Annotated in this window: 26 protein-coding genes; 8 read left to right on the top strand and 18 right to left on the bottom strand. The window is 70.2% G+C overall.

From position 1 onward, the window contains the following. Positions 1 to 7: 7 nt before the first annotated feature. Both ACIBH1_RS31235 and ACIBH1_RS31240 read left to right on the top strand, forming a co-directional pair. Complete coding sequence (locus tag ACIBH1_RS31235; RefSeq protein ID WP_397317543.1) at positions 8 to 1,669, top strand: alpha-amylase family protein; 1,662 nt, start codon at positions 8 to 10, stop codon at positions 1,667 to 1,669. Positions 1,670 to 1,726: 57 nt separating this feature from the next. Further along, a complete protein-coding gene (locus ACIBH1_RS31240) occupies positions 1,727 to 1,957 on the top strand; it encodes a histidine kinase (protein WP_397317544.1) in 231 nt (76 codons plus the stop codon). On the opposite strand, the gene ACIBH1_RS31245 is transcribed toward ACIBH1_RS31240, so the two are convergent. The 12 genes from ACIBH1_RS31245 to ACIBH1_RS31300 all read right to left on the bottom strand — a co-directional run bounded on the left by ACIBH1_RS31245 (position 1,901) and on the right by ACIBH1_RS31300 (position 12,483). Beyond that, positions 1,901 to 2,290: a VOC family protein gene (locus ACIBH1_RS31245; RefSeq protein ID WP_397317545.1), complete on the bottom strand. Its 390-nt coding sequence runs from the start codon at positions 2,288 to 2,290 to the stop codon at positions 1,901 to 1,903. The two genes, ACIBH1_RS31240 and ACIBH1_RS31245, sit on opposite strands and share 57 nt — an antisense overlap. Positions 2,291 to 2,346: 56 nt before the next feature. Further along, entirely contained in the window at positions 2,347 to 2,973 is a 627-nt protein-coding gene (locus ACIBH1_RS31250) for a hypothetical protein (protein WP_397317546.1), read from the bottom strand. A 138-nt stretch (positions 2,974 to 3,111) separates the two neighbouring features. Continuing rightward, positions 3,112 to 3,834, bottom strand: coding sequence for a cytochrome d ubiquinol oxidase subunit II (locus ACIBH1_RS31255; protein ID WP_397317547.1), 723 nt, complete (start codon positions 3,832 to 3,834; stop codon positions 3,112 to 3,114). Between the two features lie 10 nt (positions 3,835 to 3,844). Continuing rightward, positions 3,845 to 5,095, bottom strand: a complete 1,251-nt coding sequence (locus tag ACIBH1_RS31260) for a cytochrome ubiquinol oxidase subunit I (RefSeq protein ID WP_397317548.1) — start codon at positions 5,093 to 5,095, stop codon at positions 3,845 to 3,847. A 97-nt stretch (positions 5,096 to 5,192) separates the two neighbouring features. Continuing rightward, on the bottom strand, positions 5,193 to 5,861 hold the full coding sequence (locus ACIBH1_RS31265) for a response regulator (RefSeq protein ID WP_397317549.1): 669 nt from the start codon (positions 5,859 to 5,861) through the stop codon (positions 5,193 to 5,195). Then, positions 5,858 to 6,943, bottom strand: coding sequence for a sensor histidine kinase (locus ACIBH1_RS31270; protein WP_397317550.1), 1,086 nt, complete (start codon positions 6,941 to 6,943; stop codon positions 5,858 to 5,860). Before ACIBH1_RS31270 ends, ACIBH1_RS31265 begins: the two co-directional genes overlap by 4 nt. A 9-nt stretch (positions 6,944 to 6,952) precedes the next feature. Further along, on the bottom strand, positions 6,953 to 7,966 hold the full coding sequence (locus ACIBH1_RS31275; protein ID WP_397317551.1) for a fatty acid desaturase family protein: 1,014 nt from the start codon (positions 7,964 to 7,966) through the stop codon (positions 6,953 to 6,955). 51 nt (positions 7,967 to 8,017) lie between these two features. Beyond that, a complete protein-coding gene (locus ACIBH1_RS31280; protein ID WP_397317552.1) occupies positions 8,018 to 9,178 on the bottom strand; it encodes a low temperature requirement protein A in 1,161 nt (386 codons plus the stop codon). 21 nt (positions 9,179 to 9,199) lie between these two features. Continuing rightward, positions 9,200 to 10,327, bottom strand: coding sequence for an amidohydrolase family protein (locus tag ACIBH1_RS31285; RefSeq protein ID WP_397317553.1), 1,128 nt, complete (start codon positions 10,325 to 10,327; stop codon positions 9,200 to 9,202). A gap of 45 nt (positions 10,328 to 10,372) precedes the next feature. Next, positions 10,373 to 10,585 (bottom strand): hypothetical protein, encoded by a 213-nt coding sequence (locus tag ACIBH1_RS31290; RefSeq protein WP_181614112.1) that lies wholly within the window; start codon positions 10,583 to 10,585, stop codon positions 10,373 to 10,375. 29 nt (positions 10,586 to 10,614) lie between these two features. Beyond that, positions 10,615 to 11,625 carry an anthranilate phosphoribosyltransferase gene (gene trpD / locus ACIBH1_RS31295; protein ID WP_397317554.1) on the bottom strand — a complete coding sequence of 337 codons (1,011 nt, stop codon included), beginning with the start codon at positions 11,623 to 11,625 and terminating at the stop codon, positions 10,615 to 10,617. Positions 11,626 to 11,745: 120 nt separating this feature from the next. Beyond that, positions 11,746 to 12,483 carry a (2Fe-2S)-binding protein gene (locus ACIBH1_RS31300; RefSeq protein WP_397317555.1) on the bottom strand — a complete coding sequence of 246 codons (738 nt, stop codon included), beginning with the start codon at positions 12,481 to 12,483 and terminating at the stop codon, positions 11,746 to 11,748. A 50-nt stretch (positions 12,484 to 12,533) separates the two neighbouring features. On the opposite strand from ACIBH1_RS31300, the gene ACIBH1_RS31305 reads away from it, so the two are divergent. Next, entirely contained in the window at positions 12,534 to 13,907 is a 1,374-nt protein-coding gene (locus ACIBH1_RS31305) for an ABC transporter substrate-binding protein (RefSeq protein WP_397317556.1), read from the top strand. On the opposite strand, the gene ACIBH1_RS31310 is transcribed toward ACIBH1_RS31305, so the two are convergent. Both ACIBH1_RS31310 and ACIBH1_RS31315 read right to left on the bottom strand, forming a co-directional pair. Next, the gene (locus ACIBH1_RS31310) at positions 13,904 to 14,668 is read right to left on the bottom strand and encodes a formylglycine-generating enzyme family protein (RefSeq protein ID WP_397317650.1); all 765 of its coding nucleotides are present in this window, start codon (positions 14,666 to 14,668) and stop codon (positions 13,904 to 13,906) included. The two genes, ACIBH1_RS31305 and ACIBH1_RS31310, sit on opposite strands and share 4 nt — an antisense overlap. A 117-nt stretch (positions 14,669 to 14,785) precedes the next feature. Then, on the bottom strand, positions 14,786 to 15,172 hold the full coding sequence (locus ACIBH1_RS31315; protein ID WP_397317557.1) for an ATP-binding protein: 387 nt from the start codon (positions 15,170 to 15,172) through the stop codon (positions 14,786 to 14,788). 184 nt (positions 15,173 to 15,356) lie between these two features. On the opposite strand from ACIBH1_RS31315, the gene ACIBH1_RS31320 reads away from it, so the two are divergent. Next, on the top strand, positions 15,357 to 16,574 hold the full coding sequence (locus ACIBH1_RS31320; protein WP_397317558.1) for a serine/threonine-protein kinase: 1,218 nt from the start codon (positions 15,357 to 15,359) through the stop codon (positions 16,572 to 16,574). Further along, positions 16,571 to 17,353 (top strand): hypothetical protein, encoded by a 783-nt coding sequence (locus tag ACIBH1_RS31325; protein ID WP_397317559.1) that lies wholly within the window; start codon positions 16,571 to 16,573, stop codon positions 17,351 to 17,353. Before ACIBH1_RS31320 ends, ACIBH1_RS31325 begins: the two co-directional genes overlap by 4 nt. Positions 17,354 to 17,357: 4 nt before the next feature. Here the strand turns inward: ACIBH1_RS31325 and ACIBH1_RS31330 are convergent, their stop codons facing one another. From ACIBH1_RS31330 to ACIBH1_RS31345, 4 genes are read right to left on the bottom strand one after another with little or no spacing between them, the layout of a single operon-like run. Further along, positions 17,358 to 17,561 carry a hypothetical protein gene (locus ACIBH1_RS31330; protein WP_397317560.1) on the bottom strand — a complete coding sequence of 68 codons (204 nt, stop codon included), beginning with the start codon at positions 17,559 to 17,561 and terminating at the stop codon, positions 17,358 to 17,360. Further along, complete coding sequence (locus ACIBH1_RS31335; protein WP_397317561.1) at positions 17,558 to 17,974, bottom strand: DMT family transporter; 417 nt, start codon at positions 17,972 to 17,974, stop codon at positions 17,558 to 17,560. The genes ACIBH1_RS31330 and ACIBH1_RS31335 overlap by 4 nt, the downstream gene beginning before the upstream one ends. 3 nt (positions 17,975 to 17,977) lie before the next feature. Further along, a complete protein-coding gene (locus ACIBH1_RS31340) occupies positions 17,978 to 18,415 on the bottom strand; it encodes a DMT family transporter (protein WP_397317562.1) in 438 nt (145 codons plus the stop codon). 9 nt (positions 18,416 to 18,424) lie between these two features. After that, positions 18,425 to 19,468 carry an LLM class flavin-dependent oxidoreductase gene (locus ACIBH1_RS31345; protein WP_397317563.1) on the bottom strand — a complete coding sequence of 348 codons (1,044 nt, stop codon included), beginning with the start codon at positions 19,466 to 19,468 and terminating at the stop codon, positions 18,425 to 18,427. Between the two features lie 78 nt (positions 19,469 to 19,546). On the opposite strand from ACIBH1_RS31345, the gene ACIBH1_RS31350 reads away from it, so the two are divergent. The 3 genes from ACIBH1_RS31350 to ACIBH1_RS31360 are packed head-to-tail and all read left to right on the top strand — an operon-like array spanning position 19,547 to position 21,616. After that, complete coding sequence (locus ACIBH1_RS31350; RefSeq protein ID WP_397317564.1) at positions 19,547 to 19,990, top strand: MarR family winged helix-turn-helix transcriptional regulator; 444 nt, start codon at positions 19,547 to 19,549, stop codon at positions 19,988 to 19,990. Beyond that, a complete protein-coding gene (locus ACIBH1_RS31355) occupies positions 19,987 to 20,811 on the top strand; it encodes an ABC transporter ATP-binding protein (protein WP_397317565.1) in 825 nt (274 codons plus the stop codon). Before ACIBH1_RS31350 ends, ACIBH1_RS31355 begins: the two co-directional genes overlap by 4 nt. Continuing rightward, a complete protein-coding gene (locus ACIBH1_RS31360) occupies positions 20,771 to 21,616 on the top strand; it encodes an ABC transporter permease (RefSeq protein ID WP_397317566.1) in 846 nt (281 codons plus the stop codon). Before ACIBH1_RS31355 ends, ACIBH1_RS31360 begins: the two co-directional genes overlap by 41 nt. Positions 21,617 to 21,621 lie beyond the last annotated feature (5 nt).

Consider the following 21,621-nt stretch of genomic DNA (forward strand, 5'->3'; position numbering starts at 1 on the left):
GGGCGCCATGCGACTCACCTCTACCTCCGACCTGTGGTGGAAGAACGCCGTCGTCTACTGCCTGGACGTGGAGACCTTCAAGGACGGCAACGACGATGGCGTCGGCGACTTCCGCGGCCTGACCCAGCAGATCGACTACCTCGCCGGTCTGGGCGTGACCTGCCTGTGGCTGATGCCGTTCTTCCCGACGCCCAACCGCGACGACGGTTACGACATCACCGACTTCTACTCCATCGACCCCCGCCTGGGCACCCTGGGCGACTTCGTGGAGTTCATGCGCACCGCCAAGGACCGCGGCCTGCGGGTCATCGCCGACCTGGTGGTCAACCACACCTCGACCGAGCACCCCTGGTTCAAGCAGGCACGGTCGAGCCGAGACAACCCCTTCCGCGGCTGGTACGTCTGGTCGGACACCCCCGAGCCCGACGACCCCAAACAGGTGGTCTTCCCCGACAAGGAGGACTCCTTCTGGGAGTACGACAAGAAGACCAAGCAGTACTACCTGCACAGCTTCTACAAGCACCAGCCCGACCTGAACGTCGGCAATCCCGAGGTGCGCGACGAGATCACCAGGATCCTGGGCTTCTGGATGGAACTGGGCCTGAGCGGCTTCCGCGTCGACGCCGTGCCGTTCCTGATCGAGAACATCAGCCCCAAGCTGCCCGACCCGCACGAGTTCCTGGCCGACCTGCGGGCCTTCATGGGCCGCAGGGAAGGCAGCTCGATCCTGCTGGGCGAGGTCAACGTGCCCTACGACGACCTGCTGAACTACTTCGGCGACGGCAACGGCACCGAGCTGACCATGTGCTTCGACTTCATCGCGATGCAGCGCGCCTGGTTGTCGCTCGCCAGGAGCGAGGGCGAACCGCTGGCCTCCGCGCTGCGCGAACGGCCCAAGGCGCCCAAGGACAGCCAGTGGGCCACGTTCCTGCGCAATCACGACGAGCTCACCCTGGACAAGCTCACCGAGGAGGAACGGCAGGAGATCTTCGACGCCTTCGGGCCAGAGAAGGACATGCAGATCTTCGGCCGCGGCCTGCGCAGGAGGCTGCCCACGATGCTCGGCGGCGACTTGCGGCGCATCAAGATGGCCTACAGCCTGCTGTTCTCCCTGCCGGGCACTCCGGTGATCTTCTACGGGGAGGAGATCGGGCTGGGGGAGAACCTCGAGGCCGAGGGCCGGATGGCCGTGCGCGTGCCGATGCAGTGGGCGCCCGAGGGCGGCTTCAGCCAGGTCGAGCCCGACCGCGCGCCGCCCGACGGCGCCTACGCGCCCGACCGGATCAACGTGGCCGACCAGAAACGCGACACCGACTCGCTGCTGCGGTGGTTCCAGCTGCTCATCGAGCGCTACCGAGAGTGCCCCGAGCTGGCCTGGGGCGAGCACACGGTCCTCGACTGCGCCCATCCCGGCATCGTGGGCTGGCGCTGCGACGCCGAGGACGCCTGCGTGGTCGTGGTGCACAACTTGACTGACACCGCCACTGACGCGACCTTGACCCTCAAGGGCCAGGCGTCGAACCGGCTGACCGACCTGCTCACCGACGCCACGTTCGACATCTCGGCGAAAGAGCAGGTCGAACTGCCGATGGATCCGCACGGCTCGCGCTGGCTCAGGGTCTCGACACCCGACGTCCCCCCGGAGGACGCCTCAGTCAAGGCGCGATGACTGCGAATCACCTTCACGGGTGATGTCCACCGCCCGGCGGTCGCCTACGCTCGCACCATGACTCTCGCCGAGGAGCTGAGCGACCTGGCCCACATCGTCAGCGCGATGACGATGCAGGCAGGTGCGGTCCGGCTGCGCCTCAAGCAGGATCAGACGACCGAGCGGGAGATGCTGACCCTCATCGAGGGGGCGGGCAGGGAGGCGGTGGAGGAGGTGCGCCGCATGATGACCTCAGCCCAGCTCCTCGAAGAGGGTCAGCTGAAGTCCGGCGGGCCCCTCAAGCCGTGAGTTCAGCGAGTTCCACGGGGTGCGGGTCGGCTCGGCGACGACCTCGGCCCCTGCCTGCTCCAGCCGCGCCGTCATCGCCCGCGAGTCGTCGACCTCCAGGGCGACCCTGATGTGCCCGGCCACCCGCCGGCCGACCTCCACCTCGTCGATGAACTCCGCGTGGCCGGGATCGGTGATCTCCAGGGTGGCCCGGCCCGCCTCCAGGATGGTCACCCGGCCGTCGGGGGAGGAGAAGGCGGCCCGCTCGGGCAGGCCGAGCACGTCGCGGTAGAAGCGCAACGCCTCGTCGTAGTCGGAGGCGGTGACGACCAGACGGAGTTCGCGAACAGTCATGCGATCGAAGATACGAGAGAGCCCAAGACTACGAGTGAGGGGCGGCTGTCACGCGCTCAGCCCGTGCCGCGTTCCAGGCCTCGCTGCTCGGCGGGCATAGTCTGGGCTTGCTGGACGCCCATGGTCCTGAACTCCGGATGTTCCGCAAGAAACCTCGGACCGAAGGTCAGATGAGCGGTCACGACCATGAACCAGGGCGCGGCCGGGCCTGTGAGCCGAAGTGGGTCGGCGTCGTTGAAGACCAGCACATAGGTGAATTCCCGGGGCGATGGCCAGACCTCCATCACCTGATCGAGCGCCCACGTGACCCATCGATTGCCGCTGAATGTCAGGACGCGATGGTTGGTCAGCAGCGTCGAATTGTGGCCGTGGTAACGCCATTGCGCGGCAGCCATGGCTTGGGCCTGGCGTTTGCGCCGGGCATTTCCTGCCGCGCTCACCAGCAGTCCGGTGGTGAACATTAACGGGCCGCCGAAAGCCATGGTTGAGGTCTGATACTCGACGTCCATGCCGTACCAGACCTCATGGCGCAGGTTGGCGTGCGCGAATGCCACCTCCCCCGGGAACAGGCGCACCGGTGGTGGGGGAAGCTGGGGTACCGGGTATCCCGAGAGCAGACCTTGGCGAAGCGCGCACGCGGAATGCCAGCCGTGATGAAGATCTTCCTCGGACCAAGTGCTCATGACGATCAATCTCCGCCGACAAAAGGGGACGCTCCCCATTTTGTGCGGCGGAGAATTCGATCGCTCATTTCTTGATGGAACCGTAAGCCGGGTCCTTCTTTATTTGTTATCTAAATTGCCCATAAAAGAGATTTTCTATTACAAATAGGATGGGCCGGTGACGCGCCCGCGGAAGGTCCACCACACCCAGGCCTGGGCGGCCAGCAGGAAGGGGATGATCGCCAGGATCACCGGCGTGATCATGCTCCCGGCGGTTGACAGGTCGAGCTGCAGGCCGCTCACGACGGCGATGGCCGCGATGGCCGAGGTGGTCAGCGCGTACGCCGGCCACTCGCCCGTGCCGCCCAGCAGCGCCCCCGCCCGCCGCCGGAGCGTGCCGTTCAGCCGCAGCGAGGCGAAGGCCAGGCCGTGCAGGGCGAAGATCAGGGCGATCACCAGCCCGGCCAGGAGCGGCATGTCGAGCACCGTGCCCGCCAGCACCAGGCCGAGCGACACCGCCAGGCCCCAGCTGCCCGCGACCAGCACGCCGTCCCACAGCAGCTGCCAGCCGCGTCCTGGCACGCGCCCGCGCAGCCACAACGCCATGTCGCGAAGGACCCACGAGCCCACCAGCGCGACGATGACCACGTAGTTGCCGCTGAGCAGTTCGCCCTCCACGATCGGGAAGAGCCCGGCGAGCACGCCCGCGGTGGCGATCAGCCACACCTCGTTGCCGAGGAAGAAGGGGGCGATGGCGGCGATCACCTCGCGCCGCTCCTGCGGCGAGCGGCCCAGGTACGGCAGGAGCATGCCGACGCCGATGTCGGCGCCTCCGAGGACGAGGTAGCCGAGGCCGAAGAAGGCCAGGATGAATGGTTCCACAGCGGGCTCCTCAGTAGGTCAGGGCGGGGGCGGGGGTCTCGATCGGCTTGTCGGAGCCGAGAGCCACCTCGGAGGGGTCACGCCTGGCGGTCCTGGCCAGCAGCCAGTAGTTGACCAGCATGAGCAGGCCGAACAGGGTGCTGAAGACGATCAGCGAGGTGAGCATCTGCCCCTGGGTGACGTGCGAGACGGCGTCCTCGGTCCTGAGCAGCCCGAAGACCGCCCACGGCTGGCGGCCCAGCTCGCGGAAGAGCCAGCCGGCGATCGTGGTCAGGAAGGGGATCGGGATGGCCACCATGAGCATCCAGTGCAGGACGCGGGAGCGTTGCACCGCGCCGCGGAAGCTCATCAGGATCACGCCGATGGCCGAGATGACGAACATCACGATGGCGAGGGCCATCATCGCGATCCCGGATCCCTGCACCGCGGCGGCGGGAGGCAGGTAGTCGCCCGGTCCGAGCTGGGCGGCCATCTGCGCCTGCGCCTCCGACAGCCGCTCCGTGCCGCCCACCCAGGCGGCGATCTTCGTGGGCTGCATGAAGTCGAAGGAGACGCCGCCGAAGGAGATGGCCAGGAAGACGGCGGGCAGGCTCAGCCCGAGCCCCAGGCGGAGCGACTTGCGGAAGAACTCCTGCTCGTGGGTGCCCCTGCGCAGGTGCCAGGCGCTGACGCCGGCCATGAAGAACGTTCCGACGACCAGGCCCGCGCTCATCACGTGCGCGAAGGCGGTCAGGGCGCCCTCGTTGATCAGCGCGCCGAAGTCGGTCAGCTCCAGCCGGTCGCCGCGCTGGGTGTATCCCACGGGGTTCTGCAGGAAGCTGTTGGAGATCATGATCCAGAAGGCCGAGGCGTAGGCCGTCAGCGTGACGACCCAGATCAGCGACAGGTGCGCCCAGCGGTTCAACCGGTTCCAGCCGAAGATCCAAAGGCCGAGGAAGGTGGACTCGACGAAGAAGGCCACCAGCGTCTCCAGCGCCAGCGAGGCCCCGAAGACGTCGCCGGCGAAGTGCGTCAGCCCGCTCCACGACAGCCCGAACTGGAACTCCATCACGATGCCGGTGACGATGCCCATGGCGTAGTTGATGATGTAGAGCTGGCCCCAGAAGCGCACCATGCGGGTGTGGACGGGGCTGTTCGACAGGGTGGCGCGGGTCTGCGTGATCGCCACCAGCGTGGCCAGCCCCAGCGTCAGCGCGACGAACAGGAAGTGGGCGCCTGCGGTGACCGCGAACTGCAGGCGCGCGAGCTCTACTGTTTCCATGCTGCGATGGTGCTGGTACGGCTACCGCCGCCGCGTCATGCCCAGGCTGGCACTACGCCTACTCCCGCAGTCTCATCCCGCTCTCGCGGTGTACACCTCAGGAGGTAAGCCAGCCCGGCGTCACCATCCCGGCTTCGTAGGCGAGCACCACCAGCTGCGCCCTGTCGCGGGTGCCGAGCTTGGTCATGATGCGGCTGACGTGGGTCTTGGCGGTCGCCGGGCTGAGCACGAGCGTGGCGGCGATCTCGTCGTTGGACAGGCCCTGGCCGACCAGCACCATGACCTCGCGCTCGCGGTCGGTCAGGCCGTTGAGCTCGGGTCCCGGCTCGGGCCGCTTGACCCGTCCGGCGAACTCCGAGATCAGCCGCTTGGTGATGGCGGGGGCGATCAGCGCGTCGCCGCGGGCGACCACGCGCACGCCGTGGATCAGCTCGGCCGGCTCGGTGTCCTTGACCAGGAAGCCGCTGGCGCCGGCGCGCAGCGCGCCGTAGACGTAGTCGTCGAGGTCGAAGGTGGTCAGGATGATGACCTTGACCGCGTCGAGCCGTTGGTCGGTGACGATCTGCTGCGTCGCCTCCAGGCCGTCGAGCTCGGGCATGCGGATGTCCATCAGCACCACGTCGGGGCGCAGCTCGCGGGCCAGCGAGACGGCCTCGCGGCCGTTGGCGGCCTCGGCGACCACCTCGATGTCGTCCTCGTCGCTGAGGATCGAGCGGAACCCGGCCCGCACCAGGTTCTGGTCGTCGGCCAGCAGGACGCGGATCATGCTGTTCCCTTCAGTGGAAGCTCGGCGATCACGTGGAAGCCGCTGGGAGTGCGTGGCCCGGCCACCAGGGAGCCGCCGAGCGCGGCGGCGCGCTCGCGCATGCCCTGCAGGCCGAAGCCGGTGCCGTCGGTGAAGCTGGCGCCGGGGCCGTCGTCCTCGACCCTGACGGTCAGCAGGTCGGGGTCGCGGGTGACGGTCATCGTGGCGCTGTCGCCGCCTGAGTGGCGAGCGACGTTGGTCAGCGCCTCCTTGACGATGCGCGCGGCGGCCAGGTCGACCTCGGCGGGCAGGTCGTGGAGCGAGCCGGTGACCCTGGTGACGACTCGCAGCCCGCTGTCCCTGGTCAGCTCGTCGAGGCGGGCCAGGCTGGCGGCGGGAGCGGTGGGGGCGTCCTCGTCGACCTGGCGCAGCATGCCCAGCGTGGAGCGCAGCTGGCGCAGGGTCTCCTTGCTGGTGTCCTTGATGGTGCGCAGGGCCTCCTCGGCCTCCTCCGGGCGCTTCTTGAAGCCGTGGAGCGCCGAGCCCGCCTGCACGTTGATCATGGAGATGTTGTGGCCGATGACGTCGTGGAGCTCGCGGGCGATGCGCAGGCGCTCCTCGGCCTCGCTGCGCTGGGCCTCCTGCAGGATGCGCCTGTCGACCTCCTGGCGGTAGGCGCGCCAGCTGCGGGTGACGCCGCCCGCCGCGATGGTGGCGACCATGCCCTCGGCGATCATGATGAAGCCGGTGTTGCTCACGTGGCGGGTGCCGCCCAGCTCGCCCAGGCCCATGAGCAGCAGCGCCGTGGCGCCGGTCGTGATGGCGGCCAGCAGGTAGCCCTGGGCGGCGGCGGAGTAGAGGGCCATGACGGGCAGCGCCATCATCGGCCCGTCCATCCGGGCGTAGGGGTAGTAGGCGAGCGTGCAGAGCGTGACCACGATGAGCACGGCCACCGGGTATCGCTTCTGGAAGAACATCGCCGTGCACGCGATCAGCGGCAACACGAAGTCGAGGGCGTTGGGGGCGCGGTCGGGCCGCACCAGGAAGGTGATGACCGTGCCGAGCACGACCCCGGCCACGACCACGATCGTCGCGATCCGCATGGCCACACCCTACTTGCGCAGCGGCGCACCCACTTCATGCAGGTGCCGCAGCGCCTGGCCGTAGGAGCCGAACAGGCCCGCCTCTTCGTACGGCACGCCGAGCGTGGCGCAGTAGTCGCGCACGATCGGCTGGGCGTGGCGCAGGTTGGGGGTGGGCATGTTCGGGAACAGGTGGTGCTCGATCTGGTAGTTGAGCCCGCCCATCGCCACGTCGATGATCACCCCGCCGCGCACGTTGCGCGCGGTGAGCACCTGCTTGCGCAGGTAGTCGAGCTTGCTCTCGCTGGTCAGCGTGGGCATGCCCTTGTGGTTGGGCGCGAAGGTGCTGCCCAGGTAGAGCCCGAAGAGCGCCTGGTGCACGGCCAGGAAGGCCAGTGCCTTGACCGGCGAGAGCACCGTGAAGATCAGCGTCAGGTACCACGCGAAGTGGCCGGTCAGCAGGGCCAGCTCCAGCCACCGGTGCTTGGCGCCGCGGCGGAAGAGCGCCTTGTAGCTGGCGATGTGGAGGTGCCAGGCCTCGAGGGTGAGGATCGGGAAGAACAGGTAGGCCTGGTAGCGCGCGAGGAAGCGGGGCAGGCCGCGGCTGTGCCGTAGCTGGTCCTGCGACCAGACGATGACCGCGGGCGAGACGTCCGGGTCGTGGTCCTCGTGGTTGGGGTTGGCGTGGTGGCGGGTGTGCTTGTCGGTCCACCACTCCCAGCCCAGGCCGATGCCCAGGTTGCCGAAGATCCGGCCCGCGATCGTGCTGGGCCCTCGACGGCGGAAGACCTGCAGGTGTCCCAGGTCGTGGGAGACGAATCCGATCTGCCCGAAGGCGAAGGCCAGGAAGGCCGCGACCGCCAGCGTCCACCAGGAGTCGCCCACCCAGACGAACGCCACCAGACCGGCCACGACCGTGAGCACGCACAGGCTCATCCGGATCGCGTAATACACCGGACGCCGGTCGAGCAGACCGGCGTCGGAGATCTTCCTGGCTAGTTTGGCGAAATCACTGCCACGTGCCTCGACCGCACTCGTGGTCACCGGACCTCCCTTGATCGGCACTCGACACTGTACGGCACGCGTCTGTGAGGTCTACCTAACCACTTTTCGGGCCAGGACAGAATCCCAGATCGCCACGCCCCAAATGATGACCGTGGCTGCCACGGTCATCGCCAGGGGAGGCAGGCCGAACGGCATCAGCGCACCCATCGCGAGGATCGCCAGCACCCGGTTGACCGGAACGTAGCCGAAGACGGCCCGCTTGAACATGGCGTGCCCGGCCAGGAAGAGCATCGGACCGCCCAGGACCATCGCGGCCGTCCACCACGATCCGTGATGGTGGTGGAGCGGGTCGGCGATGGCCAGCTCGTCGCCGACGGCCGAGACGATGATGCCTGCGACCATCGGCAGGTGGATGAAGGTGTAGGCGGAGCGCCCGAGCCTGCCGGGGTCGTCGGAGGCGGCGATGCGCTCGGCGGCGGCCTCCGCCGTACGGTCGAAGTAGATCCACCACAGGCCCACGCTGCCCAGGAAGGCGACGACGAAGGCGGTCAGCGGCAGCGCCTCGAAGTGGTCGCCCAGGGTGGCGCCGGTGACCAGGATCGACTCTCCCAGCGCGATGATCACGAACAGCTGGCAGCGCTCGGCCATGTGGCCGCCGTCGATGGTCCAGTCGGCCGTCACCGAGCGGCCCATGAAGGGCGTACGGTAGCCGTGCCAGGGCGCGGTGTACTCCACGGCGACGGCCGCGGCCCACAGCACGATCTGGAGCGGCTGCGGCGCGACCAGGGCGCCGGCGATCCACAGGACGCTGGAGACCAGCATCCAGGCCAGCACCCGCATGAAGACCCGCTGCACGGCCTCGCCGCGCGACAGCAGCGTGACCGCGATCGTGCGGCCGATCTGGATGGCCATGTAGCCGCCGGCGAACCAGAACGCCCCGGCCTGGGAGGTGAAGGCCTGAGGCACGGCCGCCGCCATCACCAGCCCGGCCAGCATGACGCCCACCAGCACGAAGCGGATCGCCGGATGGTCGGGGTGCAGGTAGTTGGTGGTCCACGTGGTGTACATCCACGCCCACCAGACGGCCAGCAGCAACAACGCCGTCTGGCCCAGCCCGCCCAGGCTCAGGTGCTCCAGCAGCAGGTGCGACAGCTGGGTGATGGCGAAGACGTAGACGAGGTCGAAGAAGAGCTCGATGGGGGCGACCCGGCCGCCCAGGCCGCTTCTCGATCGCAGGATCTCGGCTGGCACGGCGCACCCCTCGCGTCACGGTCAAATCGGCGCAGCAGAGCCTAGCCGGTAGACCGTCACGGGTCGCTGAAGGGCGGTGATGTCCTGGCCGGGATCGCCGTCGAAGGCGACCAGGTCGGCGTCGAAGCCGGGTGCGATCCTGCCCTTGCGGTGGCCGACCCGGCAGACCTGGGCGGCCCGCGTGGTGATCGCACGCAGCACCTCGAGCTCGGACCAGCCGAAGTCGGTGAGCATCTTGGCACCGTGCGGCAGCACGCCGTGCGGTTTGGGCGGCCCGATGCCCGCGTCGGTGCCGATCACGAAGTCCACGCCGTGCTCGCGGAAGGCGGCGATGACGCGCATGATGCCCGGCAGCCGCTTGGCGATGCTGGGCGGCGGCGGGCCGCCGAGCGGCACCATGCCCGCGGTGACCGAGACGACCGACCCCGCCGCCACCAGGCGGGCGAGCAGCTCGTGGTCGGGTTCCGCCGACTCCTCCGTCATGAACGAGCAGTGCTCGATCGTGTCGAACCCCGCCTCGAGCGCCTGCGCGACGCCCTCGGCGCCGTGGGCGTGCCCGGCGATCGGCAGGCCGTGCGCGTGCGCCTCGTCGGCGGCGGCCTTCGCCTCGGCGAGGGTGAACTGCGGCAGGTGCGAGTGGGTGCCCTCGGTCATCTCGCCGCCGGTGAGCATCATCTTGACCACGTGCGTGCCGCGCCTGGCACGTTCCCGTACGGCTTCGCGCACACCCTCCTCGCCGCTCACCTCGCCGCCGAGAAACCAGCAGTGGCCCTTGACGGTGGTGATCGGCGGACCGGCCGCCAGCACCTCGGGCCCGCCGTCGAGCCGCAGCGCGAGGAAGGCGCGGTCGCCGAGATCGCGCACGGTGGTCACGCCGGCGGCCAGGTGCTGGGCGGCCGATCGGCGCATCAGCTCAAGCACCTGGGCGTCGTCGAGCCCCGCCAGGGTGGCGATGGGATCGGGCCCGGCGTCGAAGGCCAGGTGGACGTGGCAGTCGATGAGCCCGGGCAGCAGCGTGGCGTCGCCCAGGTCGACCTCGGCCACGTGGCCGGGAGCGACCTGGACGACACGTCCGTCGTGGACGGTGACCACCTGGTCGTCCAGGAAGTCATGGCCGTCGAACAGGCGGCGGGCACGAATGGTGAGCATGCTGCCAGCGTGCTCCTGTCGTGGCCCTGGGCGCTTGAGTATGGACTACTCAATCGCCAGGCGGTCGAACAGCTCGATCGCCGCCTGCCGTACCTCCTGCGGTGCCAGGCCGTCGAGCGTCTGCCTGGCCTGCTCGGTGTCGCGCGTGGTGGCGCAGGTGATGGCCACCGAGTGCGCCGCCACCCGGTCCAGCGAGCCGGCGGGGGCTCCATCGGCCAGCCGCTGAGCCTCCTCGGCCAGGTCGAGGTTGTTTCTCACGTCTGCTCCTCTCGGGGGTCCTCATTGCATCACCTGAGCCCCTGGAGAATCCACCGCTCCAGCGTGGCCGCCGCCCTGCCGTCGTCGATCGCGGCCGCCGCCCTGGTGAGGGCCAGGCCGAGCCGCGCGGTCAGGTCGCGTGGTTCCGGCGCTCCCTCGGCCGCCACCAGCGCGGCGGCCGCGTTGAGGAGCACGATGTCGCGCACGGGGCCCGGCTTGCCGTCGAGGAGCTCGCGGGCGATCCTGGCGTTCTGTACGGCGTCGCCGCCCCTGAGCTGGTCGGGCGTGGCGCGCCTGATGCCCAGGCCGGCCGGGTCGAGCCGGGTCTCGGTGACGGCGCCGTGCCGTACCAGCCAGATCTGCGAAGGCGCGCACGTGGTCAGCTCGTCGAGGCCGTCGTCGCCGCGGAAGACGATCGAGGAGCATCCGCGCCTGGCCAGCACCTCGGCCACGGTCGGGGCCAGGCTCCGGTTGGCGACGCCGACGGCCTGGGCCGTGGGCCTGGCCGGGTTGGTCAGCGGGGCGAGGAAGTTGAAGACCGTCGGCACGCCCAGCTCGCGGCGGGCCTTCGAGGCGTGCTTGAGCGCCGGGTGGTAGCGCGGGGCGAACAGGAAGCTGATCTCGGCGTCGGGCCTGGGCACGGCCTCGATGTCGATGCCCAGCTCTTCGAGCAGGTCGGCGGCGCCGCACAACGAGGAGGCCGAGCGGCCGCCGTGCTTGGCCACCCTGACCCCGCAGGCGGCCACGACGATGGCGGCCATGGTCGAGACGTTGACGGTGTGGGCCTGGTCGCCGCCGCTGCCGACGATGTCGACCAGGTCGCCGTCGAGGTGGAGCGGGGTGCTGTGGACCAGCAGCGCGTCGGCCAGCCCGGCCAGTTCCTCCGGGCTCTCGCCCTTGGCCCTGAGCGCGACGGCGAGGCCGGCGATCTGGGCGTCGGTGGCCCGGCCGGCGACGATCTCGTTCATCGCCCAGGCGGCCTGCTCCCGGGTGAGCGGGGATCGGGCGAGCAGGTGGGTCAGAAGGGTCGACCAGGTCATCGCGGAGCCTTTCCGTCGTCAGCGGCGAAGGCGCCCATAAAACGACGATGGCCGCCTCACCGGGCGGCCATGGTGATGAACCGCCTCAGGGGGCGTGCCACCAGAAGGTGCGGTTCACGATCATGCCCGTGACCTTAGCACCTCGCGGTAGGCGGCGAGCCGGTCGTCCCGGCTGGTGAGACAGCAGCTCGCGCACAGGCCGCCGTGCTCGGCCGTGTAGTAGAGGCAGCAGGATTCGCGCAGGTAGAACAGGCCTTCCCGCTCGCCCTCGCGCAGGCGTACGAGCTCGCCGAGCGCGGCGTACTCCGGCGGGCAGGCCGCGACGAACGCCTTGTGGGCCCGCTCCCGCTGCTCGACGTCGGCTGCGCGGGCGGCGCTGAACGCGGCGGCGCAGCCGTGGGTGATGCCGCCGCGCAGCTGGTGCAGGCTCGCCTTGGTGGCCAGGTGCATGGCGGCGGCCAGCGGCTCCAGGTGGCCGTGGACGATCTGCTCGACCAGGTCGTCGACGTCGCCGCTCTCGACCTCTTCGCGGCGCACCGCGACGCCGTCGAAGCCGTGTTCCTCGCCGGGCAGCACCAGGACGTTGCCGGGGCGCAGATCCGGCCACCGTCCGTGAAGGGCCCATGACAGGAGGGCAGCAGCCGTGACAGTTCCGGCATATACCGCCATAACCGTCAGCGCGGTGGCGTGCGCTGAGACCTGGCCGCTGGCTACCCTTTCGGCGTCGAGTACGGCTGCCAGTTCGGGGGAACGATGATCGAGCAGTCGGTCGGCGGCAATCCACCCCTCGCCGGGTTCGGGGACGACCTGGAGCCGGTAGCGCTCGCCGTACGAGGCCAGCGTCCGATAGATGTCCAAGTTGATACCCCCGGGAGGTTCCTGTGTGCCGACGAACCTTAGCATCGCTCGTGCTCGTCGCCGCACTCGCAGCCTGCGGCTCCGAGGAGGCGGCGCCCCAGGCGGACCCGCCCGTTCACCTCACGATCGCCGTGTCGGCGGGCTTTCCCAAGAACAGCGAGCTGGTCTTCGACTCGCTGGTGATGGCCAAGGGCGACGACGTGCTCCCGCTGCTGGCCACGGCCGTCGCGGCCGAGAGCAACAACCGGATCTTCAGTTTGCCGCTGCGCAAGGGGGTGACCTGGCACGACGGCAAGCCGCTCACCGCCGACGACGTGGCGGCCAGCCTGCGCCGGGCGGGCGTGCAGCAGATCCAGAGCGTCGTGCCCAACGGCGACAGCGTCACCGTCAACCTGAAGGCCCCCGACCCCGAATTCCCCCGCCGGGTCCTGGCCCGCACGCCGATCATGCGGCCGGGCGACACCAAGAACGGCACCGGCCCGTACAAGCTGACCGCCCCCGACACCCTCACCGCCAACCCCTCCTACTTCGGCGGCAAGCCCCAGGTCGCGACCATCAAGGCGACGGTCATCCCGCAGGCGGCCGCCCAGCTCGCGGCCCTGCGCGCCGGCAAGGTGCACCTGATCGCCCACGCCCTGCCCGCCCGGCACGTCGAGGAGCTCAGGAAGCAGGACCAGATCGGCGTCGCGCAGGGCACCGAGTTCGGCGCCACGACCCTGACGTTCAACACCGCGCGACCGCCCTTCGACCGGCCCGAGGTGCGCCGCGCCATCGCGAGGGGCGTCGACGTCGAGGAACTGGTCAACACCGCGCTCTACGGCCAGGGCACCCCCGGCAGCCCCGGATTCGTGCACATCGAGTCCCCCCTGCAGGGCATGCCGCAGCCGCTGCTGTTCGACCCCGAGCAGGGCAGGCGCGAGCTCGACTCGCTGGGCGCCAAGGCCGGTCCCGGCGGCGTGCGGGTGCTGGAGGGCAAGGCCATGCGCTACCGGCTCATCATCGACTCCGGGTCGTCGGAGCGGCTGCGCGCCGCCGAGCTCATCCGCGACAAGCTCCACGACATCGGCATCGCCGTCGAGGTCAAGCCCGTCGCGGACGTGCGCAAGATCAGCGCCTACGACCTGGCGCTGCGGGAGTGGCCCGCTCCCGTCCAGCTCAGCGGCGCGGGCCTGTCGTGGATGCTGAACACCGCCGGCTTCGAGAGCCCGGCGCTGCGGACCCTGACCACCTCGCCCGTCCTGCAGACGCGCATCGATGCGGCTGGAACGCTACAGAACCAGATCGCCCAGCAGGTGCCGTTCCTGACGCTCTACTACCCGTACGGCTCCTACGCCTTCCGCAAGGACGTCTACGACGGCTGGCGCTGGCAGAACGGCGCGACGCTGCTGAACCGGCTGTCCTTCGTGGAGTACGAGCTGGACTAGTAGGCGCAGCGGAAGCCCATGTGGCCGGTCGCGGAGTCGGGGGTGTTGGCCGTGCGTGCCGCGACCCGGTAGCGGTTGCAGTAGGAGTCGTGGCACATGTACGAGCCGCCCCTGATGACCTTGTGCGTGTCGTCCCAGGAGCCGCTCGTCCACTCCCAGACGTTGCCGGAGACGTTGTAGAGGCCGTAGCCGTTGGGCTGGTACGACTTGACCGGCACCGTGCCCCTGCTCGGGGCGGTGGGGAAGGGGCCCTGCCAGATGTTGCAGCGCTCGCGACCGTTCGGCGCGAGCTCGTCGCCCCAGGGATACCTCTTGCGCTCCAGCCCGCCCCTGGCGGCGTACTCCCACTCGGCCTCGGTCGGCAGCCGCTTGCCCGCCCACGCGGCGTAGGCATCGGCGTCGTGCCACGACACGTGCACCACCGGATGGTTCTGCCGGTCGGCCACGCTGGAGCCCGGGCCCTCGGGCGCGCGCCATGTCGCGCCCTCGACGCCCACCCACCACGGCGCCTGCGGCACGCTCGCGTCCATGATTCCGTGCCTGGCGAACTGCCTGAAGACGAACGACCAGCCGATCCGCTCGGACTCGGTGACGTAGCCGGTGGCCTTCACGAACGCCGCGAACTTGGCGTTGCTCACGCACACCGGATCGATGAGGAACGGCTCGACCTCGACCGCCCTGACCGGCCCCTCGCCGTCTTCCGGCCTGGCCAGCTCGTCGTCGTTGCCCATGAGGAACGTGCCGCCGGGGACGCGGACCATTCCGCGCGGCTCGGGGCCGCGCCTGACCGCCGCCGGGACGGACGGCACGGCGGCGGAGGGTTCGCGGGCGGGGCCGCAACACGCGTGCTGGTGGTTGTGCGCAGACACGCGCACACCCTACTGGCCCACCTCGAACCAGACGGTCGTGCCCTCGGGGTCCAGCCGCACGCCCCAGTCGACGGCCAGCTGCTCGACGAGCATCAGTCCGCGCCCGCCCAGGCTCTCGGGCCGGGGATAACGCCTGATCGGCGTGCCGTGGCCGGGATCGTGCACCTCGACGCGGATCGTGCCGTCCATCGCCGACAACGCCACGGTGACGCGCCCGTGCGAGCCGTGCTTGACCGCGTTGGTGACCAGCTCGCTGACCATCAGCTCGACGTCCTGGGCGGTGACGATCGAATCGGTCTGGTCGGAAAGTGCCCGGCGGGCCCACCGTCGAGCGGCAGGAACTGACGAGGGCTCGCCGGGAAAGGAGCGCAGGTCGGCGTGGACGACGGTAAGCATCTGATCTCCTCGTGGGACCCGCAGCACCGTGCCGGCGAGGCTGCCCTGGGCCGCACCGGCACGGTTGCTCCCGTTAAGCACCTTGGGTGACGAGGCGTACCGGTGTCTATCCGTATCGAGGTCCGTAGGGCTACGTGATTTCCCTTCACGTACGGGGCGATACGTCGTTATGGTCGGAATCCTTATGAACGGGGACTACGAACTGGCAGCCGTGCTCGGCAGGGGCGGACAGGGCGCGGCCTACCTCGGCAGGGCGGCCGACGGCTCATACGTGCAGGGGACCTCCCTGGAGGAACTGGTCCTCCGGGCCGGCCCTCTGGGTGAGAACGGCCTGCACCGGCTGGCCCTCGCGACCGCCGGCGCGCTGGCCGAACTGCACCGGGCCGGGGTCGTCCACGGCGACCTGCGGCCCTCCAACATCCTGGTCGCCACGGGCGGAGCGCGGGTGGCGGGCTACGACGTCCGCACCGACCTGCCGCCCGGGTGGTACGGCACGCCCGACTACCTGGCGCCCGAGCAGGTCGCGGGATACGCGCCGGGATACGCCTCCGACCTGTTCTCCTGGGCCGCCACCATGACCTGGGCCGCCACCGGGCAGCATCCCTTCGGCGGGGCCGACGCGCAGGAGATGGCCTACCGCGTGGGGAACCTGCCCGCCGACCTGTCCCGGGTGCCGTTCGGCGTGCGGACGGTGCTCGACCGGTGCCTGGCCAAGCAGCCGCAGCACCGGCCGACGGCGCAGGACGCGTCGGGCATGCTCGCGGGCGGCCGGCCCGAGTTCGTGCCCCATCAGGGCGGGCCCTCGCCGACGTTGCGCATGCCGGTCCCCGAGACGCAGACCGCGCCGCGCAAGAGCTCGGCCGGGCTCGTCGTGGCGCTCGTTCTGGGGCTGCTCGTCCTGGTCGGCGGCGGCGCCTTCGCCGCGGTCACCCTGACGGGCGACAAGGACCCGGCGCCGCTCGCCCACGTGCCCGTCACCGCGGAACCCTCGACGGCCGCCGCCGATCCGACCTCCACGCCGTCCCCCTCGCCGACCTCCTCGTCGGCTCCGGAGACCTCAGGGATCTCGGCGGTGGCCGGCACGTGGACCGGCACCTACATGTGCAACCAGGGCAAGACCGCGCTCGAACTCACGATCACCGACGCGGGATCCGGCGAGCTGGAGGCCACGTTCGCATTCAAAGCCGATCCCAGCAATCCCGACGTGCCCTCCGGCTCCTTCGCCATGCGCGGCCGCCTGACCGGCCCCGTCCTGGAGCTGACCGGCGACCGCTGGATCGACCAGCCGGGCGAGTACCTCATGGTCGACCTGAAGGCGGCGATCGAGGGCGACAAGCCCACCGCGATCAGGGGGATCGTCGACTCCGACGGGTGCAGCACCTTCGAGGTGCGCCGCCGATGACGGATCCCGCCGCCGACCGGCGGGTGCCGTTCTTCCGCTGGGCGTGCGTGGTGCTGGCGGGCGCGATCGTGCTCAACCTGATCCCGGGGCCCGCCGCCGTCGCCACGCGCCCGGCCGACCCGCTGCTGACGGCGGTCGCGCGGTCGGCCGTACGGCTGCAGCCGTACGGGAGGTTCTTCCACCTGCGCACGGTCTCCACCCAGACCTTCGACATGGGTGGCTACCGGCTGGTGCGCGCCTTCCGCGTGGACCGCGTCCATGACCTGCAGAACGGCAAGTACTCCGAGCAGGCCTTCCCCGCCCGGTTGCGGCCCGCCACGGTCGCCGACGCGACCGCCTGGGACCAGGCGGGAAAGCCCATCCCCGCCGAGGTCGGCAAGGTCAGGCGGCTGCGCGATCCGGCCACCAGGCGATGGCGGCACCACGAGGGCTGGTTCATCGGCTTCACCGGGCTCGACTCCTCGCAACTGCGCGAGCTCGACCCGAACGACGAGGCGCTGCGCAGGTGGGTCGACGAGGCCGCGCACGACCTGGTGCGCGCCCCCATCTCGCCCGCGCTGCGGGCCCGCGTCTACGGCGTGCTGGCCGTCACACCCGGCGTGCGGTCCGAGCGGGCGGCGCTCGACGGGCGCCAGGCGCTGCGGGTGAGCGTGGGCGGCCAGAGCTTCTGGCTCGACCTCCGCACCGGCGCCTACCTGGGGACGGACTCGTTGCGCGTCGAGGTGATGGAGTTCACCGACGTGCCGCCGGAGTTCGTCGACCCGGCGACGCTGGTCTGACCGCTCAGGCGAGGGCGGCGCTGGCCGGCGACGAGCCGCTCGTCGCCGAGGACGAGTGGATCGACGAGTTCGCCGCCGCGGGCACGCCCGGCGAGGTCGGGCAGCGGCTCCAGGCCCTGCTCGACGCGGGCGCCGACTCGCTCGGGCTGTGGCTGTTCCCGCCCGGCCGCCTGGCCGACCAGCTCCACCGCGCCTCGGCGTTCCTCACTTCCTGATCAGGGGCAGGCACAGCCCGGCGAGCACCAGGGCCACCCCGGCGAGGCGGAGCGGTGAGGGGAGCGCCGCCTGCCGTACGCAGTCGATCACCACGGCCGACAGCACCTGGCCGGCGATCACCAGGACGGCGGCGCTCATCGCCCCGAGCCGGGGGAAGACGTAGCTGTTGACCGCCACGAACAGCGCGCCGAACACGCCGCCCGCGTAGGCGGCGACGGGAACCTGCGTGACGTCGGGCCAGATCCGCATGACCAGCAGCACCACGCTCAGGAATGCCAGCCCGACGACGTGGTTCCAGACCGAAGCGGCGAAGGCGCCCCTGCGGGTGCTGAGCCGGCCGTTTATCGTACGGCTCACGCCGATGAGCAGGCCGTTGCTCAGGGCCAGGACGACGAAGAACAACATGCGTCACGCCCCGAGCACGATCAGCACCGCGCCGGACAACACGCACCCGGCGACGGCGAGGTCGGTGCCGGTGATCGGGCGTTTGGGGGTGTCGAGGAGGCCGAGATGGTCGGAGACGGCGCCGAAGATCACCTGACCGGTGAGCATCAGCGCGATGGTGCCGGACAGGGCCAGCTCGCTGTTGACCGCGACGGCCGACAGCACCACGACCAGCGCTCCGGGGATGCCGCCCAGGTAGTACCAGAGCGGTGTCCTGCCCTCGGGCGTGGCGGCACGCGGGGTGACGAGCATGAGCAGTAGGGCGACGACGGCGCCGATGCCGTGCGCGGCCCAGGAGGCGAACACCGCGCCGGTGTGCTGGGCGAGCACGGCGTTGCTCAGGGTCATGAGCGTGAGCAGCACACCGGCCGCCATCGCGAGCAACCCCGTCGTCAGACGCATGACACCCTCTCATCGCAGCAGGGGCAGCAACTGCTCACCCTGACGCTTGATCTCCGGCAGGTAGGGCGTGTCGGAGAGCACGAAGTGGGTGATGCCGAGCGCTTGGTACTTGCGCAGTGACCTGGCCACGTCGTCCGCCGAGCCGACCAGCCACGTGGTGCCCGCGCCGCCACCGCCGACCTTACCCGGCGCCGTGTAGAGGTTGTCGTCGAGCACCTCCCCCCGCGCGGCGAGGTCGAGCAGCCGCTGCTGGCCGACGGCGGGCTGCCTGAGCGGATCGCGCGCGATGCCGCCTTTGGCCATCTCCTCGACCTTGGCCTCGGCGTCGGCCCAGGCCTGCTCGGTGGTGTCGCGCACCAGGGTGGTGATCCGCAGCCCGAACTCGAGCGGCGCGTGCTCCCGCCCGAGCTTCTCGGCGAGGTTCCTGAGCCGGTCGATGCGCTCGGCGACGCCGTCGAGGGGCTCGCCCCAGAAGAGCTGCACGTCGGCCTCGGTGGCCGAGACCCGCTCGGCGGCTTCCGAGGCGCCGCCGAAGTAGAGCCTGGGGTGGCCGTGCTCCAGGCGCGGCACGACGGTGGAGCCGGTGACGCCGAAGTGTTCGCCCTCGTAGGTGACGTTCTCCTCGGTCCACAACCTGCGGACGAGCTGCAGGAACTCCTTGGTGCGCGCGTAGCGGTCGGCCTGGCCGCCCTTGCTGTCGCCGTACGCGGCCAGGTTGTCCTTGCCCGACACGATGTTGACCAGCACGCGCCCGCCGGTGAGGTGGTGCAGGGTGGCGGCGGACGAGGCGAAGTTGGCCGGGTGCCAGTAGCCCGGCCTGACGGCGATGAGCGGGCGGAAGGTCCTGGTCCGCGCGGCCAGTGCGGTGGCGACCGTGAACGTGTCGGGGCGTCGCCATCCGGCGCCGATGAGCGCCCCGCCCCATCCGTGCTCTTCCAGGGCCTTGGCGTGGGTGGTGAGGGTGTCGAGCGAGTTGTGGTCGTTCACGACGTCGTCGCCCCGGTGGCCGGGCTGGGCTTGGTTCGGGATGTACCAGAGGAACTCGTGGCTCATGCCATAAAACCTACTCTTCATGTAGGTAATGTGTAAATCTACTGGATTTAGATCCTTAGCAGAGCTAATATTCCGGACATGGTGGCAGAGGAGTTGCCCGGAGTGCTGGCCGGCATCCATCGCCTGGTGCGCAGGCGCCTGAGGCGCGACCTGCCCGGACCCCGGCTGCGCGGCGCCGAGGTCGAGCTGCTGCACCTGGTCTCCGCCCGGCCCGGCATCGGGGTGTCGGCCGCCGCCACGTCGCTCTACCTGGCGGGTAACTCGGTGTCGACCCTCGTCAACAAGCTCACCGCCGCCGGGCTGCTGCACCGCGAGACCAACGACGCCGACCGGCGCTCGGCCAGGCTGCTGATCACACCGCAGGCCGAGGCCCGGCTGCGCGACTGGGAGGCGCGGCGCGCCGCGCTGGTCAGAGACCAGGTCGTACGGCTCAGCGACGACGACAGGGCGGCGCTCCAAGCCGCGCTCCCCGCCCTGCAGCGGATCGCCGACGGCCTGCGCGACGAGATGGAGGGGACGTGACGGACGCGCTCGATCTGACAGGACTGCGCTACCGCTTCGGCAAGGCCGTCGAAGCGGTGGCCGGAGTCGACCTGACGGTGGCGGAAGGCGAGATCTTCGGCCTGCTCGGACCCAACGGGGCGGGCAAGACCACCGCCATCAGATGCATCACCACGTTGTTACCCGTGCCCTCCGGCATGGTCAGGGTCTTCGGGCACGACGCCTCCCGCGAACGCATGGCGGTGCGCAGGCTCCTGGGATACGTGCCGCAACAACTGTCCGCCGACGGCAACCTCACCGGACGCGAGAACGTGGCGATGTTCGCCAGGGTCTTCGACGTGCCGCGCCGCGAGCGCGCCGCCCGCGTCGAGCAGGCGCTCACCGCCGTCGGCCTGGCCGAGGCCTCAGGACGCATGGCCGCCACCTACTCAGGCGGCATGGTCCGCCGGCTCGAACTGGCCCAGGCGCTGGTCAGCGCACCCCGGCTGCTCATACTCGACGAGCCCACCATCGGGCTCGACCCCATCGCCAGGACCGGCGTGTGGGAGCACATCAACGCCGTCCGCGCGGCCACCGGCATGACCGTGCTGGTCACCACCCACTACATGGACGAGGCCGACCAGTACTGCGACCGCATCGGCCTCATGCACCGCGGCGTCCTGCGCGCCTGCGCCACGCCGTACCGGCTGAAGGAGGACCTGCGCGCCCGCCAGGGCGGCGACGCCGTCCCCACCCTGGAAGACGTCTTCCGCGACCTGGCAGGCAGCGGCCTCGAAGGCGAGCTCGAAGGAGGATTCCGCGATGTCCGCAGCACCCGCCGCACCGCAACCCGCCTCGGCTGACCGGCTCGACCTGCTGCTCACCCCGCCGCGACCGCTCACCGGATGGCGGGTCCTGCCCGCCAGGATCGTGGCCATGTGCGTGGTCGAGCTGCAGAAGCTGCGCCACGACCGCAGCGAGCTGTACACCAGGGCCATCCAGCCCGCCCTGTGGCTGCTGATCTTCGGGATGACGTTCACCAGGATCGGGCTGATCCCCAGCGACGGCATCCCCTACCTCGACTACCTGGCCGCCGGGATCATCGCCCAGTCGGCCATGTTCATCTCGATCTTCTACGGCATCCAGATCATCTGGGAACGCGACGCCGGCGTGCTGAACAAGCTCCTCGTCACGCCCACACCCCGCACCGCCCTCGTCGCCGGCAAGGCCTTCGCCGCCGGCATCAAGGCGCTCATCCAGGCCCTCGTCATCGTCATCCTGGCCGCCGTGCTCGGCGTGGGGATCAGCTGGAACCCCTTGCGCCTGCTCGGCGTCGCCGTCGCCGTCGTGCTCGGGGCGGCGTTCTTCTCGTGCCTGTCGGTGGCGATCGCGGGCATCGTGCGCAACCGCGACCGCCTGATGGGCATCGGTCAGGCGATCACCATGCCGCTGTTCTTCGCCTCCAACGCGCTGTACCCGACCAGCCTGATGCCCGGCTGGCTGCAGGCGCTGAGCGCGGTCAACCCGCTCAGCTACCAGGTCGACGCGCTGCGCGGGCTGCTGCTCGGCACCCCGGCGCACCTGCCGCTCGACTTCGCCGTGCTGGCCGTGTCGGCGGTGCTCGGGATCATCGCCGCATCCGCGTTGCTGCCGAGGCTGGCGCGATGATCGGT

Source organism: Nonomuraea sp. NPDC050663, assembly GCF_044456985.1.
Lineage (GTDB): Bacteria > Actinomycetota > Actinomycetes > Streptosporangiales > Streptosporangiaceae > Nonomuraea.

Bases quoted from the DNA above. Each gene is read 5' to 3' on its own strand.
- ACIBH1_RS31335 (WP_397317561.1), bottom strand. From the start codon at position 17,974: ATGTTGTTCTTCGTCGTCCTGGCCCTGAGCAACGGCCTGCTCATCGGC.
- ACIBH1_RS31245 (WP_397317545.1), bottom strand. From the start codon at position 2,290: ATGACTGTTCGCGAACTCCGTCTGGTCGTCACCGCCTCCGACTACGAC.
- ACIBH1_RS31360 (WP_397317566.1), top strand. From the start codon at position 20,771: ATGTCCGCAGCACCCGCCGCACCGCAACCCGCCTCGGCTGACCGGCTC.
- ACIBH1_RS31270 (WP_397317550.1), bottom strand. From the start codon at position 6,943: ATGCGGATCGCGACGATCGTGGTCGTGGCCGGGGTCGTGCTCGGCACG.
- ACIBH1_RS31325 (WP_397317559.1), top strand. From the start codon at position 16,571: ATGACGGATCCCGCCGCCGACCGGCGGGTGCCGTTCTTCCGCTGGGCG.
- ACIBH1_RS31260 (WP_397317548.1), bottom strand. From the start codon at position 5,095: ATGGAAACAGTAGAGCTCGCGCGCCTGCAGTTCGCGGTCACCGCAGGC.
- ACIBH1_RS31265 (WP_397317549.1), bottom strand. From the start codon at position 5,861: ATGATCCGCGTCCTGCTGGCCGACGACCAGAACCTGGTGCGGGCCGGG.
- ACIBH1_RS31340 (WP_397317562.1), bottom strand. From the start codon at position 18,415: ATGCGTCTGACGACGGGGTTGCTCGCGATGGCGGCCGGTGTGCTGCTC.
- ACIBH1_RS31285 (WP_397317553.1), bottom strand. From the start codon at position 10,327: ATGCTCACCATTCGTGCCCGCCGCCTGTTCGACGGCCATGACTTCCTG.
- ACIBH1_RS31310 (WP_397317650.1), bottom strand. From the start codon at position 14,668: ATGGTCCGCGTCCCCGGCGGCACGTTCCTCATGGGCAACGACGACGAG.
- trpD (WP_397317554.1), bottom strand. From the start codon at position 11,625: ATGACCTGGTCGACCCTTCTGACCCACCTGCTCGCCCGATCCCCGCTC.
- ACIBH1_RS31235 (WP_397317543.1), top strand. From the start codon at position 8: ATGCGACTCACCTCTACCTCCGACCTGTGGTGGAAGAACGCCGTCGTC.
- ACIBH1_RS31250 (WP_397317546.1), bottom strand. From the start codon at position 2,973: ATGAGCACTTGGTCCGAGGAAGATCTTCATCACGGCTGGCATTCCGCG.
- ACIBH1_RS31345 (WP_397317563.1), bottom strand. From the start codon at position 19,468: ATGAGCCACGAGTTCCTCTGGTACATCCCGAACCAAGCCCAGCCCGGC.
- ACIBH1_RS31320 (WP_397317558.1), top strand. From the start codon at position 15,357: ATGAACGGGGACTACGAACTGGCAGCCGTGCTCGGCAGGGGCGGACAG.
- ACIBH1_RS31350 (WP_397317564.1), top strand. From the start codon at position 19,547: ATGGTGGCAGAGGAGTTGCCCGGAGTGCTGGCCGGCATCCATCGCCTG.
- ACIBH1_RS31315 (WP_397317557.1), bottom strand. From the start codon at position 15,172: ATGCTTACCGTCGTCCACGCCGACCTGCGCTCCTTTCCCGGCGAGCCC.
- ACIBH1_RS31240 (WP_397317544.1), top strand. From the start codon at position 1,727: ATGACTCTCGCCGAGGAGCTGAGCGACCTGGCCCACATCGTCAGCGCG.